Source organism: Pseudomonas sp. GW821-FHT04C07, from assembly GCF_059420325.1.
In genome coordinates, this window is the sequence record NZ_JBWKTM010000005.1 from 145,989 (window position 1) to 165,997 (window position 20,009).

At 57.6% G+C, this 20,009-nt stretch carries 22 protein-coding genes and 1 tRNA gene (1 of these 23 only partly in view); 6 read left to right on the top strand and 17 right to left on the bottom strand.

Annotated elements, in window-relative coordinates:
* Positions 1-18: transfer RNA gene (locus AC07UI_RS11415), tRNA-Met, on the bottom strand; it reaches 159 nt to the left of the window's first position.
* Here AC07UI_RS11415 and AC07UI_RS11420 point away from each other — a divergent pair.
* Together AC07UI_RS11420 and dinB are read left to right on the top strand one after the other, a co-directional pair.
* Positions 1-323, top strand: a 323-nt coding sequence (locus AC07UI_RS11420) for a hypothetical protein (RefSeq protein ID WP_494992600.1), incomplete at its 5' end; no start/stop codon positions are given. The genes AC07UI_RS11415 and AC07UI_RS11420 overlap by 18 nt on opposite strands.
* Positions 320-1,381, top strand: coding sequence for a DNA polymerase IV (gene dinB, locus AC07UI_RS11425; RefSeq protein WP_494992601.1), 1,062 nt, complete (start codon positions 320-322; stop codon positions 1,379-1,381). The genes AC07UI_RS11420 and dinB, both read left to right, overlap by 4 nt.
* Positions 1,382-1,533: 152 nt before the next feature.
* Here dinB and AC07UI_RS11430 read toward each other — a convergent pair whose 3' ends face one another.
* The 5 genes from AC07UI_RS11430 to AC07UI_RS11450 all read right to left on the bottom strand — a co-directional run bounded on the left by AC07UI_RS11430 (position 1,534) and on the right by AC07UI_RS11450 (position 6,970).
* Positions 1,534-2,484, bottom strand: coding sequence for a hypothetical protein (locus tag AC07UI_RS11430; protein ID WP_494992602.1), 951 nt, complete (start codon positions 2,482-2,484; stop codon positions 1,534-1,536).
* 19 nt (positions 2,485-2,503) lie between these two features.
* Positions 2,504-4,219: a proline--tRNA ligase gene (locus AC07UI_RS11435; protein WP_494992603.1), complete on the bottom strand. Its 1,716-nt coding sequence runs from the start codon at positions 4,217-4,219 to the stop codon at positions 2,504-2,506.
* A gap of 131 nt (positions 4,220-4,350) precedes the next feature.
* Positions 4,351-5,997, bottom strand: a complete 1,647-nt coding sequence (locus AC07UI_RS11440) for an AmpG family muropeptide MFS transporter (protein WP_494992604.1) — start codon at positions 5,995-5,997, stop codon at positions 4,351-4,353.
* A 42-nt stretch (positions 5,998-6,039) separates the two neighbouring features.
* A complete protein-coding gene (locus tag AC07UI_RS11445) occupies positions 6,040-6,414 on the bottom strand; it encodes an MGMT family protein (RefSeq protein ID WP_494992773.1) in 375 nt (124 codons plus the stop codon).
* A 346-nt stretch (positions 6,415-6,760) separates the two neighbouring features.
* Entirely contained in the window at positions 6,761-6,970 is a 210-nt protein-coding gene (locus tag AC07UI_RS11450; protein ID WP_002554837.1) for a cold-shock protein, read from the bottom strand.
* A gap of 353 nt (positions 6,971-7,323) precedes the next feature.
* On the opposite strand from AC07UI_RS11450, the gene dcd reads away from it, so the two are divergent.
* Together dcd and AC07UI_RS11460 are read left to right on the top strand one after the other, a co-directional pair.
* A complete protein-coding gene (gene dcd / locus AC07UI_RS11455; protein WP_419116148.1) occupies positions 7,324-7,890 on the top strand; it encodes a dCTP deaminase in 567 nt (188 codons plus the stop codon).
* 107 nt (positions 7,891-7,997) lie between these two features.
* Positions 7,998-8,207: a hypothetical protein gene (locus AC07UI_RS11460; protein WP_494992605.1), complete on the top strand. Its 210-nt coding sequence runs from the start codon at positions 7,998-8,000 to the stop codon at positions 8,205-8,207.
* A 123-nt stretch (positions 8,208-8,330) separates the two neighbouring features.
* Here the strand turns inward: AC07UI_RS11460 and AC07UI_RS11465 are convergent, their stop codons facing one another.
* From AC07UI_RS11465 to AC07UI_RS11495, 7 genes are all read right to left on the bottom strand, one after another.
* The gene (locus tag AC07UI_RS11465; protein ID WP_494992606.1) at positions 8,331-9,095 is read right to left on the bottom strand and encodes an ABC transporter ATP-binding protein; all 765 of its coding nucleotides are present in this window, start codon (positions 9,093-9,095) and stop codon (positions 8,331-8,333) included.
* Positions 9,096-9,109: 14 nt separating this feature from the next.
* Entirely contained in the window at positions 9,110-10,228 is a 1,119-nt protein-coding gene (locus AC07UI_RS11470) for a succinylglutamate desuccinylase/aspartoacylase family protein (protein ID WP_494992607.1), read from the bottom strand.
* 27 nt (positions 10,229-10,255) lie between these two features.
* On the bottom strand, positions 10,256-10,966 hold the full coding sequence (locus tag AC07UI_RS11475) for an ABC transporter permease (RefSeq protein WP_494992608.1): 711 nt from the start codon (positions 10,964-10,966) through the stop codon (positions 10,256-10,258).
* Complete coding sequence (locus AC07UI_RS11480; protein WP_494992609.1) at positions 10,963-11,691, bottom strand: ABC transporter permease; 729 nt, start codon at positions 11,689-11,691, stop codon at positions 10,963-10,965. Before AC07UI_RS11480 ends, AC07UI_RS11475 begins: the two co-directional genes overlap by 4 nt.
* A gap of 57 nt (positions 11,692-11,748) precedes the next feature.
* Complete coding sequence (locus AC07UI_RS11485) at positions 11,749-12,528, bottom strand: transporter substrate-binding domain-containing protein (RefSeq protein ID WP_494992610.1); 780 nt, start codon at positions 12,526-12,528, stop codon at positions 11,749-11,751.
* Positions 12,529-12,808: 280 nt separating this feature from the next.
* Positions 12,809-15,259 carry a penicillin acylase family protein gene (locus AC07UI_RS11490; RefSeq protein ID WP_494992611.1) on the bottom strand — a complete coding sequence of 817 codons (2,451 nt, stop codon included), beginning with the start codon at positions 15,257-15,259 and terminating at the stop codon, positions 12,809-12,811.
* 146 nt (positions 15,260-15,405) lie between these two features.
* Entirely contained in the window at positions 15,406-16,050 is a 645-nt protein-coding gene (locus AC07UI_RS11495; protein ID WP_494992612.1) for a glutathione binding-like protein, read from the bottom strand.
* Between the two features lie 139 nt (positions 16,051-16,189).
* Between AC07UI_RS11495 and AC07UI_RS11500 the strand changes: the two genes are divergently transcribed.
* Entirely contained in the window at positions 16,190-16,738 is a 549-nt protein-coding gene (locus AC07UI_RS11500) for a cysteine hydrolase family protein (protein ID WP_494992613.1), read from the top strand.
* A gap of 155 nt (positions 16,739-16,893) precedes the next feature.
* On the opposite strand, the gene AC07UI_RS11505 is transcribed toward AC07UI_RS11500, so the two are convergent.
* The 3 genes from AC07UI_RS11505 to AC07UI_RS11515 form a co-directional block, all read right to left on the bottom strand.
* Positions 16,894-17,103 carry an SEC-C metal-binding domain-containing protein gene (locus AC07UI_RS11505; protein ID WP_494992614.1) on the bottom strand — a complete coding sequence of 70 codons (210 nt, stop codon included), beginning with the start codon at positions 17,101-17,103 and terminating at the stop codon, positions 16,894-16,896.
* A 5-nt stretch (positions 17,104-17,108) separates the two neighbouring features.
* Complete coding sequence (locus tag AC07UI_RS11510) at positions 17,109-17,594, bottom strand: LEA/WHy family protein (protein WP_494992615.1); 486 nt, start codon at positions 17,592-17,594, stop codon at positions 17,109-17,111.
* A 71-nt stretch (positions 17,595-17,665) separates the two neighbouring features.
* Positions 17,666-18,142 (bottom strand): YchJ family protein, encoded by a 477-nt coding sequence (locus AC07UI_RS11515; RefSeq protein WP_494992774.1) that lies wholly within the window; start codon positions 18,140-18,142, stop codon positions 17,666-17,668.
* Between the two features lie 500 nt (positions 18,143-18,642).
* Between AC07UI_RS11515 and AC07UI_RS11520 the strand changes: the two genes are divergently transcribed.
* On the top strand, positions 18,643-19,404 hold the full coding sequence (locus tag AC07UI_RS11520) for a TOPRIM nucleotidyl transferase/hydrolase domain-containing protein (protein ID WP_007996868.1): 762 nt from the start codon (positions 18,643-18,645) through the stop codon (positions 19,402-19,404).
* A gap of 328 nt (positions 19,405-19,732) precedes the next feature.
* Here the strand turns inward: AC07UI_RS11520 and AC07UI_RS11525 are convergent, their stop codons facing one another.
* Positions 19,733-19,957: a RidA family protein gene (locus tag AC07UI_RS11525; protein WP_274517871.1), complete on the bottom strand. Its 225-nt coding sequence runs from the start codon at positions 19,955-19,957 to the stop codon at positions 19,733-19,735.
* Between the last annotated feature and the right edge of the window lie 52 nt (positions 19,958-20,009).

Sequence of the window (20,009 nt, forward strand, 5' to 3'; positions counted from 1 at the left end):
AGACTGCTCCATCCCGCGTCTGTGTGTCGGCATTCTACAGCGGATCGCTGGGCTGTCAACCTGTAATTCTAAAAAATCTCTTTTTGTTCAATCGCTTAGCTTGTCAGGAGGGCAGCCTGACAAGCCTTGAGGGCTTGCTGCGTAAGGCTTTCAGCTCTATTGGCATACCTGTTTTGATTGATAAAATAAATCCATTGAGGGTTTTTCCTACGTATACAGGCGAAGATTCAAAGCACTGGTGCTATATACAGGTGTCAGTGAGATACTGCCGATTCGTTTCACCTTTGCCTCTTTTGCTCTCAATGAACACTGCCTATATATGACGCAGCGCAAAATCATCCACATCGACTGTGATTGTTTCTATGCCGCAATCGAGATGCGCGACGACCCGCGTCTGGCCAGCAAGCCACTGGCTGTCGGTGGTTCGGCGGAGCGGCGTGGGGTGATTGCCACTTGTAACTACGAGGCGCGGGCTTATGGGGTGCGTTCGGCAATGTCTTCCCGGCATGCCTTGAAGCTGTGCCCGGATCTGGTGATCGTCAAGCCGCGTATGGATGCATATAAAGAGGCTTCGAAAGAGATTCAGGCGATCTTTCGCGATTACACCGACCTGATCGAGCCCTTATCGCTGGATGAGGCGTATCTCGATGTTTCCGATAGTCCGCACTTTGCCGGCAGCGCCACGCGCATTGCGCAAGATATCCGCCGACGTGTCTCCAACCAGTTGCATATCACCGTCTCGGCCGGTGTGGCGCCGAACAAGTTTCTCGCCAAGATCGCCAGTGACTGGAAAAAGCCCAACGGCTTGTTTGTGATTACCCCGGATCAGGTTGAGGATTTTGTTTCCGCCTTATCGGTCAGCAAGCTGCACGGGGTGGGGAAGGTCACGGCGGACAAGTTGGGAAGGCTCGGCATCGTCAATTGCCTGGAGCTTCGAGACTGGAGCAAGTTGGCGCTGGTGCGCGAATTCGGCAGTTTTGGTGAGCGGCTGTGGGGGCTGGCTCGTGGAATCGATGATCGGCTGGTGCAGAACGATAACCGGCGTCAGTCCGTCAGTGTCGAGAATACCTACGATGTGGACCTGCCCGATCTGGCCAGTTGCCTGGAAAAATTACCAGAGTTATTGGAAACCCTGACCGCCCGCATGGCGAGGATCGACAGCAGTTATCGGCCGGGCAAGCCCTTCGTCAAAGTGAAGTTCCATGACTTTACCCAGACCACTCTGGAGCAGGCCGGGGCAGGGCGGGATCTGGAGGGGTATCAGCAACTGCTGACCCAGGCCTTCAATCGGGGCGTCAAGCCGGTGCGGTTACTGGGGATTGGCGTGCGTTTGCAGGATCTGCGTGGCGGGCATGAGCAGCTGGAGTTGTTTAGCCGCTAGGCGTTTGTAGCAGCTGTCGAGCTTGCGAGGCTGCGTTCGGCGGCGAAGCAGTCGTAAAACCTGCGATAGCGGTTTAACGGAACAACCGCATGCATCAGGCTACGACCGCTTCGCGGCCGAACGCAGCCTCGCGGGCTCGGCAGCTGCTACAGTCACACCCCGGGATCTGCCACCAGTCGCCCGGCATCTTTGGTCAGTGACTTGAGGAATTCACGCTGCAATTCAGGATCGTTGCGGGTCAATTCGATCAGGCTCTGTTCCAGTTCGCTGGCTTCTTCTTCAAGGCCCAACTCCGACAGGCGTTTTACCCGGTGTACCCACTGGCTGACGTCGTCATCTTCGAGGTCATCGAAGATCAGGTTGTGAGCTTCCAGCATCTTGCCGCGCAGGGTGCTGCTGATGGTCAGGGATGAGTTGGAATGCACGTCATTCTGAGCATCTTCGACGCTGATCTGCAGCTTGCTGATGTGGTTCAGGTCCTGTTCTGAAAACGGACTGTCCAGCAGGTTCAGGCGCAGTACGCCGTTGCGATCAGTGCTCAGCTCAAAGGTATGAGTGCCGGCCTTGACCTCCACCGGCCGCTCGCTCCACGGCAGGCTCGAATATTCCAGGCGTTTGTCACGCTGGGTTTCGTCGATTCCGGCCAGGTTTTGTTGCGCTCGACCATGGGATTGAATGTTCATGAACGGGTTGAGCCCGGCAAGGCCATAGCTGATCCAGTCTTTGGTCATGCTGTCTGGCAAGTTGCCCAAGGCGAACACGTTGACAATATTCGCACCGACGCCAGCGACCAACGCCACGGCGCCCAGCGGGATCTCGTAGATCTCCCGCCAGGGCTGGTAAGGCGTGTAGCGATCATAGCGACGGGCAACTTCGAACTCGGTGACTTCGAAGGTCTTCTGCTCGTGGATCCGTACTCGGCGTTGCGGCAGTTCAAGCACCTTAGGCTCGCCGACATCGATCTGCAGGCTGTGCTCGAGCAATTTGCGCTCGATGCGTTCCTCGTGCTCGCTGTGTTGTGACATCTGATTGGCACAGCCACTGACCAGCAGGGTACCGCACAGGGCGGCACCACCGAGGCCTAAGGTGTTTCGCTTGAACATGACTTCTCTTGATCTGGTTTCAGCGACGGATACGGGCTTGGAGGAAGGACAGCACCTCGGCGACCGGAAGCGCTTGCGGCTCGGCCTCGGTGCGGCTCTTGTATTCCAGGTTGCCTTCGGCGAGACCGCGGTCACTGACCACGATCCGGTGTGGAATGCCGATCAGTTCCATGTCTGCGAACTTGATACCAGGGCTGGTTTTCTTGTCGCGGTCGTCCAGCAGCACTTCGAAGCCGGCAGCAGTCAGCTCGGCATAAAGCTTGTCGGTAGCTTCGCGAACCAGTTCGGTTTCGTAGCGCAGAGGTACCAGAGCGATCTGGAACGGTGCGAGGCTGTCGCCCCAGATGATTCCGCGTTCGTCGTTGTTCTGCTCGATGGCAGCGGCAACCACGCGCGAAACACCAATGCCGTAGCAACCCATGGTCAGGGTTACAGGCTTGCCGTTTTCACCGAGAACCTGGCACTTCATCGCTTCGCTGTACTTGGTGCCTAGCTGGAAGATGTGTCCGACTTCGATGCCGCGTTTGATTTCCAGCGTGCCTTTGCCGTCCGGGCTTGGATCGCCGCTCACGACATTGCGCAGGTCGGCCACGGCCGGAACCGGCAGATCGCGCTCCCAGTTGACGCCGAAGTAGTGCTTGTCATCGATGTTGGCACCGATACCGAAGTCGCTCATCAGCTCGACTGAGCGGTCGATGATGATCGGCAATGGCAGGTTCAGTGGGCCGAGGGAGCCGGCGCCGGCGCCAATGGCATCGCGCAGTTCGGCGTCGGAAGCCATGACCAGCGGGCTGGCAACGCCTGGCTGGTTGGCGGCCTTGATTTCGTTCAGTTCGTGATCGCCGCGAATGATCAGCGCGATCAGCTTGCCTTTTTCTTCAGCGTGAACCACCAGGGTCTTGATGGTCTTTTCAATCGGCAGATTGAAGCCTTCGACCAGTTGCGCGATGGTTTTGGTGTTTGGCGTATCGACCAGGCGCAGCTCTTCGCCTGGCGCAGGGCGCGAGGTTTCGCGAGGAACGGCTTCAGCCTTCTCGATGTTCGCCGCGTAGTCGGAACCATTGCTGAAGACAATATCGTCTTCACCGGACTCGGCCAGTACGTGGAACTCGTGGGAGCCAGCGCCGCCGATGGAGCCGTTATCGGCTTCTACCGGGCGGAAATTCAGCCCCAGGCGGGTGAACACGTTGCAGTACGCCTGATGCATGCGGTCGTAAGTGACCTGCAAGGATGCCTGGTCCGCGTGAAAGGAGTAGGCGTCCTTCATGATGAATTCGCGGCCGCGCATCAAACCGAAGCGTGGGCGGGTCTCGTCACGGAATTTGGTCTGGATCTGGTACAGGTTGATCGGCAGCTGCTTGTAGCTGCTGAGCTCGTTACGGGCCAGGTCGGTGATCACTTCTTCGTGGGTCGGGCCGGCGCAGAAGTCGCGACCGTGACGATCCTTGAAGCGCAGCAGCTCAGGGCCGTACTCTTCCCAACGGCCGGATTCCTGCCACAGCTCAGCCGGCTGGGTGCTCGGCATCAACACTTCAAGAGCGCCTGCAGCGTTCATCTCTTCGCGAACGATGGCTTCAACCTTGCGCATAACCCGCAAGCCCATGGGCAGCCAGGTGTACAGGCCGGAGGCCAGTTTGCGGATCATGCCGGCGCGCAGCATCAGCTGATGGCTGATCACAACCGCGTCGGAAGGCGTTTCTTTCTGTGTGGCGAGCAAATATTGACTGGTGCGCATGGTTGGCCGTTGTCGGTTGCTAATGACTAGAAATGACTGAGCATTGTACGGGTGAGATCTGTTTGCGTACAGGATTGCAGCCGGGCGTACCGGGGGAGGGTGGCGAAAGCCGGCAACCCCCCGGGGGGCTCCTAAGATTCTTTGCTGATTTCGCTGATTTCGCTGGCTTTGTTGGCTTCGCCAACTTCGCCAACTTCGCTGACTTTACTGGTGTCGCTAACGTCGTTAGCCGCGGCTGCGGCTGCGGCTGCGGCGGCCGCAGCGGCCTCGCGGGCGCGGCGGGCCTCCTGAAACCAGTGCAGGGCGATCAACAATACGGTCGGGATGCCAAGCAGGGTGGTGATCAGGAAAAAGTTGTGATAGCCGAATTTCTCCACCATCACCCCGGAGTAGCCGCCGATCAGGCGTGGCAGCAAGAGCATGATCGAACTGAGCAGGGCGTATTGAGTGGCGGAGAATTTCAGGTTGGTCAGGCTCGACAGGTAAGCGACAAATGCTGAAGTGGCCATGCCTGAGCTGAAGTTGTCCAGCGAGATGGTGAAGATCAGCATCTGCAGGTTGGCGCCCATGTCTGCGAGCATCACGAACAGCAGGTTGGTGGCTGCCGAAGCTACGCCGCCGATGAGCAGGATCGGCAGGATTCCGAAGCGCACGATCAGTAAACCGCCCATCCCGGCGCCGACCAGGGTCATAATCAGGCCGAAAATCTTGCTGACTCCGGCGATCTGATCTTTGGTGAATCCCAGATCGATGTAGAACACGTTGGCCATCACCCCCATGACCGTGTCGGACATCCGATAGGTGGCGATCAGCCCCAGCAGCAGGAAGGCCTGCCAGCGATAGCGCAAGATAAAGTCGTTGACCGGTGTCAGTACTGGCGCCAGGCCGCGTCTACCCATGGCCGAGAGGCACAGGCTGGTCAGGATGATATAGAGGATCGCCCGCAGGAAGGCGCGATCTTCCAATAGCAGATCCAGCAGGCTGACACCGTTGAACAGCACGCTGGCGAAGTCGGTGTTGTAAAGCTGGGTAAACATCGCCGGTACGGAGATCAGCAGGATGATCAGCACGAATACCGACACCAGTTGATGCACAAAGCTATAGCGCCCGGCCGACAGCTGAGTACGCAGTGGCACGGGGGGTTCACGCATAAGGAGCGTGGTGAGCAGTGCCGGGATCATCAACACACCGAACAGGACGTAGGTGCCGGTCCAGGCCGCATGTTTGTAGTTGAAACCCGTGGAGCCGAAGCCTTCGGCAAAGAACAGTGCACCGGCGGTCGCCAGCAGTACGGCAACTCGATAACCGGACATGTACGCGGCGGCCAGCGCGGCCTGGCGGCTGTCTTCGGCAATTTCCAGGCGATAGGCGTCGATAGCAATGTCTTGGGTGGCGGAGGCGAAGGCGACGATCACCGCAATGGCTATCAGCCAGGACAGGTGTTTTTGCGGGTCGCAGAAGCCCATGCTGATCAGTCCGAGGATGATCAGTGATTGAGCGAGGACCAGCCACGAGCGACGACGCCCGAGTTTACCGAGCAGCGGCAGGCGCCATTGGTCGAGCAGCGGCGACCATACCCATTTAAAGGCATAGGCCAAGCCGATCAGGCTTGCGTAGCCAATGGTTTCGCGGGCTACACCAGCTTCGCGCAGCCAGACCGAAAGCGTCGAGAACACCAGCATGTAAGGCATGCCGGCGGCGAAACCAAGCAGCAACAGTACGAGCGTCGAGGGGCTGGCATAGGCGGCGAGTGCGTCGCGCCAGGTTTTTGGGGGCATGGGCTGGAGTCTGCCTCAGATTGCGGAAACAAAGCGCGCACTCTAACCGCTGTGCTCTACCGGACGCCAGCCATGACGCTGAATATCAACACGATTGTTCAGGATGCTGATGCCTTCCATGCGCAAGCGCGTACGTTGTTCATCCCCTGAAGCGCTGCCGGCAGGCAGGCTGATACGCCCGCCAGCACCGAGAACACGATGCCAGGGCAGCTTGGTGTCGCCGGGCAATTGGCTGAGTGTGCGACCGACCCAGCGTGCGGCACGGCCCAGCCCGGCCAGTTCGGCCAATTGGCCATAACTCACCACTTTGCCCTCCGGGACTTGGGCAAGTGTGAGGTAGAGAGCCGTGCGTCGGATTTGTGCAGGGCTTTCACTCTCGTCGGGAGATTCAGTCACGTTCGTGCTTCCTGAAGGAATTCGCGAGTTCGCCTGTAAGACATATCCCTGATAGGTCGATGAGAATTTAACTCGGTTGTGATGCTTGGGTCAGTCCTGGCTAAGGCTTTTGTCCATGGGGTGTCCGGTTTTTTTCGCAAGCTCGGGCCCTGTGTTCGCTTATGTTGTCCAGAGCCCTGCTGTGCCTCGTTGTCATCAGTTTGAACGGGGCGCGTCACACCGCTTTTTTGGTGTCGCCTGATAACACTGGCGTTCTATCGTTCGAAAGCTGGGGGGTAAACCTTTTTCAGAGCATGTTCAGGGCAAAACAGACGGGCACAAAAAAGCCCCGCTTTTGAGGGCGGGGCTTTTGCTGTATCAGGACAAGTTAGATAACTTGAACTTCTTCAGCTTGCATGCCTTTCTGACCGCGGGTAGCGATGAAAGAAACCTGTTGGCCTTCTTTCAGGCTTTTGAAGCCGTCGGACTGGATAGCTTTGAAGTGTACGAACAGGTCGTCACCGGATTGTGGAGTGATGAAGCCGAAGCCTTTTTCATCGTTGAACCACTTAACGGTACCAGTTTGGCGATTAGACATGGTGTATCTCCTTGGACAAAGTTAACTGCGACTCAGGAAAAGCCCTGGCCGAGACTGAGTGCAAAGAGCAGGAAAAATTCTTGGAGATGGTTGGATCGAAATTCAACATATCGTGTAGAGATTCTCAGTGACACAAGCAACACAGTGGCGCCACCTTAACCCTTTTTCCGGAACGTGCCAATGGTCTTTATGAAGGTTTCTTTATTTTCGTGACTGACGGTGCTGCGTACGGGATCCGGGCCTGCGCTATTGCCGGGATCAGCGAGAAAAGCGCCCCGGACTTTGAACCCGGCGGCGCGCCCCGGTAAGATGCCGGACAGAATTTTTCCACCTCGCTATTCAGGACACCCGCCATGAGCATCAAATCGGACAAGTGGATTCGCCGCATGGCGCAAGAGCACGGCATGATCGAGCCCTTTGTGGAGCGTCAGGTGCGCGGCGAAGGCGCTGACCGGGTGATTTCCTTCGGCGTATCGAGCTACGGCTATGACGTGCGTTGCGCGGATGAATTCAAGGTATTCACCAACATCAACTCGGCGACCGTTGATCCGAAAAACTTCGATGAGAAGAGTTTCGTCGACGTCAAAAGCGATGTGTGCATCATTCCGCCAAACTCTTTCGCGCTGGCCCGGACTGTCGAGTTTTTCCGCATTCCACGTAACGTATTGACCATCTGCCTGGGGAAAAGCACCTACGCCCGTTGCGGCATCATCGTCAATGTCACGCCGCTTGAGCCGGAGTGGGAAGGCCATGTGACCCTGGAGTTCTCCAACACAACGACCTTGCCAGCGAAGATCTACGCCAATGAAGGTGTGGCGCAGATGCTGTTTTTCGAGTCCGACGAAGAGTGCGAAGTGTCTTACAAAGACCGTGGCGGCAAATATCAGGGCCAGCTTGGTGTCACCCTGCCGCGTACCTGATTCAGGCATCTGACGAACAGTTGGAATTCTTGAGCGAGCAGGTACTCTATTGAGAGTACTGCTTCGGTTCGCGCAACGCGAGTCGGGCCATCGCTCAGGAGCGCCCTATGAAAATCGATCCGCGTATAAGTGCTGAGCTGGCGAGGCTTGAGCCCAATCAGGTCGGCATGCTTGCCTGGTCATTGCTGGCGCATCCGTCGGTCAACATGGCGGGCGGCATTCCTGGTCAACCCGACCCGGACACCCCGAACGAACAGCCTACCGAACCCGGTGAGCCCACCCTGCCGGATGAGCCACCTCCCGCTCCCGTAGCTTGATATCTCTCGCCAGAGAACTTTGTAGGAGTCGAGCTTGCTCGCGATAGAGACGCCTCGGTCAAGCTGACCGACCGCGTTATCGTTCATCGCGAGCAAGCTCGGCTCCTACAGGAGGCCGGGGGGTTATTTCAGGTTACCGCTGAGAAACTGCTTCAACCGCTCGCTTTTCGGATTGCCCAGCACCTCATCCGGCGTGCCTTCTTCCTCCACCAGACCCTGGTGAAGAAACAGCACCTGGCTCGACACCTTGCGGGCGAAACTCATTTCATGGGTGACCATGATCATGGTCCGGCCTTCTTCGGCCAGGCCCTGGATCACCTTGAGCACTTCGCCCACCAGTTCCGGGTCGAGGGCCGAGGTCGGTTCGTCGAACAGCATGACTTCCGGCTCCATGGCCAGGGCCCGAGCGATGGCCACGCGCTGTTGCTGACCGCCGGAGAGGAACGCCGGGTATTGATCGGCGACCCGGGCGGCCAGGCCGACCTTGTCCAGGTAACGGCGGGCACGATCCTCTGCGTCTTTCTTGCTGACACCCAGCACCCGACGCGGGGCCATGGTGATGTTTTCCAGCACCGTCATGTGGCTCCACAGGTTGAAGTGCTGGAACACCATCGCCAGACGGGTGCGGATCCGTTGCAGTTCGGCCTCGTCGGCTACACGCATGCCATGCCGGTCTTTGATCATGCGGATCGACTGGCCGTCCAGGCTCATGGCACCGTCGTTGGGTTGCTCAAGAAAGTTGATGCAGCGCAGAAAGGTACTTTTGCCCGAGCCGCTGGCGCCGATCAGGCTGATCACATCACCGGTTTTGGCTTTCAGCGAGACGCCTTTGAGCACTTCATTGTCGCCATAGCATTTATGCAGGCCTTCAATGGTCAGTTTGTACATGGGGGCATGCATCCTTAAGGCGAAAGTAGGTAGCCGCTGCGATAGGCTTCGCGGCCAGCGACATGGGCGATCACCATGCCAGCGGTGGCCATGCGCCGCAACGAGCGGGCGTAAAGCAGCCCGGCGTTGTTGCAATGAATGGGCGTGACGCGGTCGTTGATCGGGTCGATGATCTCGGCGACCAGTTGCCCTGCCTCAAGGAACTCACCCGGCAGCGCGGCAAACACCAACAGACCGCCGACGGGTGTTGTTACTGGCTCGACGCCTGCCAGCGGAGTGGCCGGGTAGGGCAGCTCTGGCAGAGGCGCCGGTTCGCCGGCGATGGCGCCGAATTGCGTCAGGTAGTCGATAAGTGCCTGGCAATCCAGGCTGGCCAGCCCGTGATTGACATCACCCTGACCGCGCAGCTCGACGGTGACCGAAAAACTGCCCAGCGGAATCTCGAAATGCTCAGCGAAGCGTTCTTGCAACTGCCACCAGAGCAGGGTGAAGCATTCATCGAAGGACTGCCCGCCCGAGTCGGTGGCCAGCAGGCAAGCTTGGGCGCCGATATAGCGCGCCAACGGTTCGACCTGCGGCCAGGCTTCAGGAGTGGTGTACAGGTGGGCGACGGCTTCGAAATCGCAATGCAGGTCCAGCACCATGTCAGCATCGCAAGCCAGTCGTTGCAGGGTCAGGCGCTGGGATTGCAATTGAGTGCTGGCGGTTTGCCGGGCCAAAGCCTTGCGCAGACTGGTGCGAACCAGCCTGATGTTATGGTGAGGGTCATCGCTGAGCTGGCCTTCGATTTCGTTACCGACTTCTTCACTCAGGTCGACGAACCAGCGGTTGAAGTTCTGTCCGCTTTCCAGCTCATAGCGGCCCATCGGCACGTCCATCAGCACTTGCTCCAGGCCGACCGGGTTGGCCACAGGCACCAACACGATTTCGCTGCGCAGGCGGCCTTGAGCTTCCAGTTCGGCCAGGCGCAGCTTGAGGTGCCAGGCCACCAGCATGCCTGGCAGTTCGTCCGCGTGAAGAGACGACTGGATGTAGATCTTGCCTTCGGCCTGCTGCGGGCCGAAGTGGAAACTGTGAATCTGTCGTGCTGTGCCCGGCAGCGGGGCAAGCAAGTCATGAATCTGGTGGCGCATTGGCTCTTGTTTCCTGAAACAGAAGTCCTAGTGGGTCGGCCCGAGGAAGGCCAGCCATCGGCGTTCGGCGAGGCGGAACAAACCGACCAGCGCAAAGGTGACGCTCAGGTAGATCAGCGCGGCAATGCCGAACGATTGAAAGGTCAAAAAGGTCGCCGAGTTGGCGTCCCGCGCAATTTTCAATACATCCGGAACGGTCGCGGTAAAGGCCACGGTAGTCGAGTGCAGCATCAGGATCACTTCGTTGCTGTAGTAGGGCAACGAGCGGCGCAGGGCCGAGGGCATGATCACATAGGCATACAGTTTCCAGCCGCTCAGGCCATAGGCTTTGGCCGCTTCTACTTCACCGTGGGCCATGCTGCGAATCGCCCCGGCAAAAATCTCCGTGGTGTAGGCGCAGGTATTGAGGGCAAAGGCCAGGATGGTGCAGTTCATCGCATCGCGAAAGAACGCATCGAGCACCGGCTGCGCACGCACTGCGGCGAGGCTGTAGATCCCGGTGTAGCAGATCAGCAGCTGGATATACAGCGGCGTACCGCGGAACAGATAGGTGTAGAACTGCACCGGCCAGCGGACGTAAAGCTTGGGTGAAACCCGGGCGATGGACAGTGGGATCGACACCAGGAAACCAATGAAGATCGAGGCGCTGAGCAGCCACATCGTCATCGCCAGGCCGGTGATGTGGTAGCCGTCGCTATAGAGAAAGGGCTTCCAGTAATCCTGCAGGAGTTCGATCATCGCACGGCCTCCCGGGAGCCCGCCGCGTAACGCCGTTCGAGCCAGCGCAGGACGACGTTCGAAGCGCTGGTAATCAGCAAATAAATCAGTGCCGCCAGCACCAGGAAGTAGAACAGTTGATAGGTGCTTTTGCCGGCATCCTGAGCGGCCTTGACCAGGTCGGCGAGGCCGATGATCGACACCAGCGCGGTGGCCTTGAGCATCACCATCCAGTTATTGCCGATACCCGGCAGGGCGAAGCGCATCATTTGCGGGAACACCACGTAGCGAAAGCGCTGGCCGCGTTTCAAGCCGTAGGCGGTTGCGGCTTCCATCTGCCCGCGCGGCACGGCGAGAATCGCGCCGCGGAAGGTCTCGGTGAAGTACGCGCCGTAAATAAAGCCCAGGGTAATGACCCCGGCGCTGAACGGATTGATCTCGATGTATTCCCAGTCCAGCGCTACGGTGAGACTGGTCAGCCAGGTTTGCAGGCTGTAGAAAATCAGCAGCATCAGCACCAGGTCCGGCACTCCGCGAATCAGCGTGGTGTAGAACTGCGCCGGAATCCGCAACAGCTTGACGCTTGAAAGCTTGGCACTGGCGCCGATCAGGCCGAGCAGAACGCTCACCAGCAGCGACAACACCGATAATTTGATGGTCATCCAGGTGCCTTGCAACAGCAGGGGGCCGAAACCCTTCAGGCTGAAGGCGGAAAGCCCAAGGGTCTGCAACAGTTCTTCGAACATGGATCCAGCCTTTGACAGTCAGAAAAGCGCCCACCTTTTCGAGGTGGGCGCCGGGCATTATTTGCCGCTGTACAGATTCATATCGCCGAAGTGTTTCTTCTGAATGGTGGCGTAGGTGCCATCGTCGTGTAACGCTTTGATACCTTTATCGAGTAGAGCCTTGAGCTCTTTGTTACCTTTCGAGATACCGACAGCAGTTTTGGATGGCAACAAAGGATCGTTGACCGGCTTGCTGACTTCGTAGTTAGCACCTTGTGGCGACTTCAAAAAGCCCAATTCAGCTTGCAGCATGTCCTGGATCGAGGCATCGAGACGGCCAGACGTCAAGTCAGCATAGACCTGGTCCTGGTTGGCATAGGCCTGAGTGGTGACGCCAGCCTTGTCCAGCACAGCCTTGGCGTAGGCTTCCTGGATGGTGCCTTGCTCGTAGCCGACCTTTTTGCCTTTGAGCGAGGCAACATCAGAGATGCCAGAGCCTTTCTTGTACACCAGTGCGGTAGGGCCGGAGAACAGCTCACTGGAGAAATCGATGACTTTCTCGCGGGCCTCGGTAACGGTCATCGACGAGATCACACCGTCGAATTTATTGGCTTTAAGGCCAGGGACCATGCCGTCGAAATCGCTTTCGACCCATTTGCACTTGACCTTCAGTTCGGCGCAGATCGCATTGCCCAGATCGATATCAAAGCCCACCAGGCTACCGTCAGCCGCTTTGGACTCGAACGGCGCGTAGGAAGGGTCAACACCAAAACGCAGCTCTTTGTATTCTTTGGCCAGCGCGGAGCCGGCAGCCATGCACAACGCCAGTGCAGAAAGGGTCAGCAATGCTTTTTTCATTATTCAATCCCTAAAAACCAATATGAGCGCTTGTGGCGCATTAGTACTGTTACTGGAAAGCGTAAGACCTATTAAAAGTAGCAATTTCCGAACCATAGTCCCGAACAAGTGTTTTAAAAGGCCGTTTTCGGGGAGAGAGGGGCAATGGTCGTGCCCGAAAACGGGCGCTGAAAATATTATGCACCATCGTGGTGCTTGAGCGCCTGAGCATCAGTTACATCCCTCCTCACCTTAGCCCTCTCCCAGAGGGAGAGGGATGGATCGTGTGAGCGCTAAATCCTTACTTGCCCGGCACCAACGTCAGCCGTGTATTGCCGTAGACCTTGTCGAAGTTCTGCGGCTGCATCGGGAAGCTCATGTATTGGCCCTTGAGCGACGAATCGATACTGTCGATGTAATGCGGGCTGGCCGGGTTACCGGATTGGCCGGTGCTGTTGAGGCCCATCATCGGTTCCGCCTGACCGAAATCGACGATGAAACGCATGGCCGGGATCAACGTGGTATTGAAGTCCTGTCCCCAATGGTAGGCGGCAGTGTTCAACGTGGTGTGATCGCCGCCCGCCGGCATTGGACCGCGCACGGTTTGGCCGCTGGCGTTTTTCCACTCGTAGCGGTGCAGTTTGCCCCACTGCCAGGCTTTGTGATCGGCGCCCATCTGGCTGTCACCGGCGGTCATCGCCGCCGCGAGGCTGCGGGCGAGGATAGTCGGTTTGTCTTCCTTTTGCGGCGTGCGGGTGTCGTCCCAGAATGGACTGTCTTCGCGACCGAGCAGGTGGTCGGTTTGAGCCGAGTAGGACAGATTGCCGTTGGCGACGAAGGCTTTCCAGACCGGGCTGGACTCCGGGCCCAATTCGTCGAGGAAGATTTGCTTGGTGCTCTCTTGCAGGAACAATTCGTAGATCGCCGCATCAGCCGAGGTCGGGCTGAGTTTGCCGTCGAACGCCATTAAGCGGCTGTAGGCCTCGCGAGCCTTGTTACGTTCAGCTTCGGGAAGCGCGTCGATGGCCTGTTTGAGCGGCTGGGACATGCCCGGCGCTTCGAACATCTTCTTCAGTTTGGCGGCGAAGGTGGTGGTCTGGTCGTACTGCATGGCGATCATACTGCGGGTGTCGTGCTTGCCGGCGCCTGCCAGTTCGGCGATGCGTTCGCCGCGCTCCGGGTAGTACCAGGAGTTGGACAACTGCATGCCATAGCCGTGAGGAATGATCCGTTGGTTGGCGGTGCCGAGCCAGCCTTGAGCCGGGTTCTGGTCATAGGGATGCAGCATCGGGTCGGCATAACCGTCCCAGTCGTAGCGACCTTCCCAGCCTGGCGATGGCAGCAAACCCTCACCTTCGCGGCGGTTCGGGAAACGGCCGGTGACTTGCCAGCCGATATTGCTCGCATCGGCGAACACCATATTCAGGGCAATGGCGCGGATCTCACGGCTGGCGTCGGAGGCTTTTTCGACGTTCTGCGCACGGGACAAATCGAAGAACGCATCCAGGCTCTTGTCGTCCTTGAGGTCCGGCATTTGCAGCGCCAGGCCATAACCACTGCTCAGGGTCGTGCCTGGCGTGCTGTTGAGCAGCGGGCCGTGGCGGGTTTCGTACACGACTTCGCGAATCGGTCGCTGACCTTTGACGAAGTAGGTTTCGTTACGAACGATTGTCGGCTGCCATTTGCCACCGACTTCGTAATAGAGCGCATTACCCTGGCGTTTGAGTTTTTCGAGGAACAGGTCCTGATTGTCACCCATGAGCATGGTCATGCTCCACGCGACCTTGCCGTTGAAACCGGCGATGATGGCCGGGATCCCGGCGACTGACACGCCAGCGGCCTGGTATTTCGGCGCGCGCAGCTGCACGTAATTCCACAGCGAGGGCACGGCGATCGGCAGCTGGCTGTCACTGGCGAGCAGGCTTTTACCACTGCGGCTGCGCTGTGGCGCGATAGCCCAGTTGCTTGAAGCCGTGACGCTCAGCAGGTTCAGGTCGGAGAGTTGACCGGTGACTTTGGTGATGTCGGCCAGGCCCGGGATTTGTCCGTCGAGGTTCAGACCCTTGAGCTTTTCGGCTTCGGCGAAAGGCAGCGGTTCATCTGGATAGGATGGGGTCAGCCAGGCGAGCTTGTCGGCACCGACTTTCTGTGCCAGTACCAGCGAGGAAATTTCTTCCTGCAGGTTCGCCGATTGGCTGAAGTTCAGCAGGCAAAAGATCAGTGCCGAATCTTCCGGTTTCCAGTATTCGGGTTTGTAGCCTGAGGCGGCCAGGTCTGGCGGCAGTTTGTCGCGGTAGCGGAACAGGTAAGCATTGACGCCACGTGCATAGACTTCGAAGAAACGTTTGATACGCGGCGAAGCGGCGTTATAGAGCTCGCCGGCGCTTTTCTTCAGATTGACCGCACGCATGAAACGGTCGGCTTCCAGCACGTCGGGGCCGGACATCTCGGCCAGACGGCCCTGAGCCAGCAAGCGCATGGTAACCATCTGGGTGATGCGATCACTGGCGTGCACGTAACCCAGGGTGAACAGCGCGTCGTGGAAGCTGTTGCTCTCGATCAGCGGCATGCCCATGGCATTGCGGCGCACCGAAACGTTCTGCGCCAGCCCTTTGAGCGGCTGCACGCCAGAAGTGGGTGGCAGGGTGTCCTGAGTGTTCCAGGTCTGACAACCGGTCAGGCTTAGAACACCGGCCACTGCTGCGGCAACGCCGAGCCGGGGAAGGAAATGTGTGAAGGCTGGCGAGGCCATGGCAAAGCTCCTGCGGAGGGTAGTGCTGATAAAGGCGCTACGTTAGTGAGCAGGAGGATGCCGCGCAAGAAGGGCGCGGATCTTATTTCAAGATTTGTCTGATAAATGATCGTTCCCACGCTCCCGCGTGGGAACGATCCCGGTCCTCAGGATTTAGGTGGATTGATCCGCGCCGCAATAGCATACGCGCGCGCGGTCGCCGGGCGATCCTGGATGTGGTTGAACCAGCGCTGCACATTGGGGAAGTCTTCCAGGTTCTGGCTTTGCCACTTGTGCGAGACGATCCAGGGGTAGATTGCCATGTCGGCAATGCTGTATTCGGATCCGGCGACGAAGTTGCGGTCGGCCAGTTGCTTGTCGAGGACACCGTACAGCCGGGCGGTTTCGTCGATATAGCGCTTGATCGCGTAGGGGATTTTTTCCGGGGCGAACTGGCTGAAGTGATGATTCTGCCCGGCCATCGGCCCCAGACCGCCCATTTGCCAGAACAGCCATTGCAGGGTTTGCTGCCGACCGCGCAGGTCCTTGGGCAGGAACTTCCCGGTTTTTTCTGCCAGGTACAACAGAATCGCCCCAGACTCGAACAACGCCTGCGGAGCGCCGCCATCAGCAGGTTGCTGGTCGACAATGGCCGGAATCTTATTGTTAGGGGAGACTTTCAGGAATTCGGGTTTGAACTGCTCATCCTTGCTTATATTCACCGCATGCACGTTGTACGGCAGGCCGGCCTCTTCCAGAAACAGCGAGATTTTGTGGCCGTTGGGGGTGGTCCAGTAATACAGGTCGATCATGGAGTTCTCCAGGTGAGGGGTGTCTACCGACAGCAAACTCCGGCATTAGGTCGTCCTGTTTGCTTTCGATGGCTTGCCTGCAGGAGGAGGTGATGTTGAAGTGCGGGAATTTCAATGACCCCGCAGGAGAAAAGTCGGCATGGAGCTCAAGGCTAGCGCGGCGCTGATTCTGATCGATCAGCAAAAAGGCATTCATCACCCCAGGCTCGGGCGGCGCAACAACCCGCACGCCGAGGACCGGATGGCTGAGTTGCTGGCTCATTGGCGCTGTACTGCGCGGCCGGTGATTCATGTACAACATTTGTCCCGTTCACCAGACTCGGTGTTCTGGCCGGAGCAGTCAGGTGTCGAGTTTCAGGAGCGATTTGTGCCATTGCCAGGCGAACAGTTGATCCAGAAACATGTGCCGGATGCGTTTTGCGGGACGGCTTTAGAGACGGTCTTGCGTGAGGCAGGGATAGAACAACTGATCATTGTCGGTGTGGCGACCCATAATTCGGTCGAGTCCACTGCGCGCACGGCTGGCAATCTGGGGTTTCAAACCTGGGTCGTGGAAGACGCGTGTTACACCTTCGACAAGGCCGATTATTTTGGCAAGGTGCATTCAGCCGAGCAAGTGCATGCAATGTCGCTGGGCAATCTGCATGGCGAGTACGCCACCGTCGTCAGCGTGGCGCAGATCCTGTAGGAGCGAGCTTGCTCGCGATGAACGATGACGCTGTAAGCCTGATACACCGCGGCGGCTCTGTCGCGGGCAAGCCCTGCTCCTGTGTGACAGAGATTCCTGTATGGGCTTGCTCGCGATGGCGATTTAACAAACGAAGAAAGTATCCGCCCGGAGCATCAAGCGCCGTGGCATTTCTTGAATTTTTTGCTGCTGCCACATGGGCAAGGGTCGTTGCGGCCGACGTCTTTCAACGCATTGCGCACAGGCTCCTGGTGGGCGTGACCGCAATTGGGGCCGTGAACATGACCATGGTCGTGATCATGGTGGTCGTGGTGATCATGATCGTGGTTGCAGTCAGGGCCATGGACATGGGGTTCTTGAGTCATTGAGGTCACTCCGGAATAAAATCGGCGGGAATTATCTCGCCATTACGCGCCAGGTGCACGTCATAGCCGATGAATAATCCGGTTTCCAGTTCACCTTCCAGCCGATAAGGGATGGGGCGCTCCGGTTTTCGCAGGAGTTTTACCACCTCGCGCACCTGCGGCCAGAGGTTGGTGCGGATCGGGACCTTGAAATAGCCGCTGCTTTTCGGCTCCACGGTGAACCACTCTGAATACTCACCGTCGGCCAGGAGAATCTGGCCCAAGTGAATCCGGTAAACCAGGCCGCGCACAATCAGGCTGGAGTCGTTGGGGTTGTCGATGCGAAAGTGCAGACGAAATTTTTGCTCTAGAAGCTTGGCCCTGACCACTTCAACCTTGATCAGGTGAACCTGAGGATCGAGCCTGTCGTCGCTAAACCAGGATGCGCAGCCGGAAAGCGTCAGCACCATGAGCAGACCAATTGTCCTTATTGTTCGAAACTCAGTGACCATGAAATTACTCCCTGTGAGACCCCAGTCCAGCAATCGGTGCGGCGGGGTTGGGGGGTGGTCCACTTTGAAACTTAGCTGACTGTGTAACTTGAACAGCACTTCTTGAATTTCTGACCGCTGGCACAGGGACAAGCGTCGTTGCGCCCGGCCTTGAGCTGCACGGTGGGGTCGATGAAGTACCAGTGGCCGCTGTTTTGCACGAACGAGGAGCGTTCGCGGTGGCTGTGTTCACCGGTGCTGTCGTGCCAGCGCGCGGTAAAGGTCACGAAAGCGTGTTCGGGTTGGCCACCAAATACCTCGGAGCTTTCCACGTCTAAACCCAACCAGGTGCTTTGGGCGCTCCAGTCACTGATCGATTGACGATCCAGGCCTGCCTGCTGCGCGGGCAGGGTGGTCGCTACCAGATAGTCCACCAGGCCCAGTACATAAGCGCTGTAGCGCGAGCGCATCAAGGCCTCGGCGCAGGGGGCGGGGTGGCCTGCATGATAATGGCCGCAGCAGGCATCCAGCAGGTTGCCGCTACCGCACGGACAAATCGAGGTACTCAGCCATTCCGGAGCCTTACTAACAGTTACATGTGTTTTATCTTCCATAAATCAGTCACTTACCTAATTTAACTTTTTTTATGTTTTTTACGCGTGTAACGAGTGAGTGGTTGCCAATCTGCACAATTGCAATTCCATAGTAACCTTTCATTTTGAGCTCGTCTGAAGTGGAGGCTAGGCCATGACGGCCATTTATGTTTGGAGGTTCTGCACCCCAAGTGCCGGTTAGCCTTCCGAGGTCTCGATTTCGACTCACTCTTGTTCGTTTCCAGTCGGACTGATGACGGTTAAAAATCAGTGCGCAGCGTTGGGATGGCCAGACGCACTACAGTGCGAACCAGCTCACTAGGATGGCCGTTCCTTTCTGAGCCTAAGAGAGCGAGTCGGATCGTTACATCAAGAGTTTGCCATTTTTCATAGGTGAGCCGCATCGAATCACCCGCCTCATTAAGCACATTAGGGAAGATAAGCGCGGACAATATTTCCTGACAACCCATTCGCCCATGGTACTGCGCGAACTCACGGTGAAGGACCTTTACATCGTCCACAGCAAGGGCGGTGTGGTTCAGATCATTTCTGCTGCTCAGAAGGGGCTCGAAGAACACGAGGTTCAGGGCAAGATTCGCTCGAGCACGGAGGCATTCCTGGCGAAGAAGGTCATAGTGTGCGAGGGCGCTACTGAGGTGGGCTTCCTGAGAGGCTTTGACGACTACCAGATAGAGAACGAAAAAGATCCGTTTTCGTTCCACGGCGTAGCGCTACTGGACGCGAAGGGAGCCAGCAAAGTGAAAGCACTGGCGAAAGCTTTTAAATCACTTTGCTATGACGTGTCGGTGCTAGCTGATGGCGACGCGGAGAAGCAGTTTTCTACTGCCGATGCGGCAGAGCTTGTTGCATTGGGGATTCCGACCTATGTGTGGAGCGACAAGCTTTCACTTGAAGAGCGAGCTTTCCAAGATCTGCCTTGGGACGATGTATTGGCCAGTGTGACGCTCGCTCAAGATGAGCTGGTTTACCCTGTATACGACCAGGTGCGATCACAGCTTCTGGAAAACCTGGACAAAGATATTGGCTCGTGGACGGAAAGCCCCAAGCTACGGTCCGCTATCGGTGTAACGGCGAAAAACTCTGGTTGGTTCAAGGACACCACCAGAGGCGATTTGTGGTTCAAGGCTATCTGTCCAGCCTTCCAAGACGCTGCCTTCGGCAAGAAGAACCTTGCGCTTGAACTCAGCAAGCTTTGGGAGTGGTCAGAGCGTGTCTGATGAACTGGCGATCAAGCTCAACGACTGCACAACCAAGGGGTATGTGATCGCGCCTGCTGGGTAGCCATGGGGCAAGGGCGGTCGCCTTCTACCGTGTGCTCCCGCCCCACTCCGGTCGAGAGGACAGACAGCAGCCATAAGCAGCCATTGATACGTTAACTACTTGGTGCCAAACCGCCGCCCAGTCGAGTCTATCTTTGGCAGCGCTCGGCTTTTTTCAGGCTAAAAATGAAGGCTTGAGAGTTCTGCCTGGGAAGAGCCAGTCAGAACCTCAAGCCTTAAACCCCTAAAGTGTTGATTAGGGATAAAACTGGTTTTCTAAACGCCCTCAGCCTTTCCTGACATAACCCGCAGCTTCAATTTCGACTTTGGCATTCTGCGGCAGGCCGGAGATCGCCACACAAGAGCGAGCTGGGCGACGGCCAGGGAAGTGACAGATATAGATTTCGTTGAACGCAACGTAGTCGTCCATGCTAGTCAGGAAGATGGTCACCTTCACCAAGTTGTCCACGGTGCAATCTGCCGTCGCCATTACTGCTTTCAGGTTTAGGATCGCTTGATCGGCCTACTCCACGAAGTCATCCGGCACCGAGCCATGAGCCATA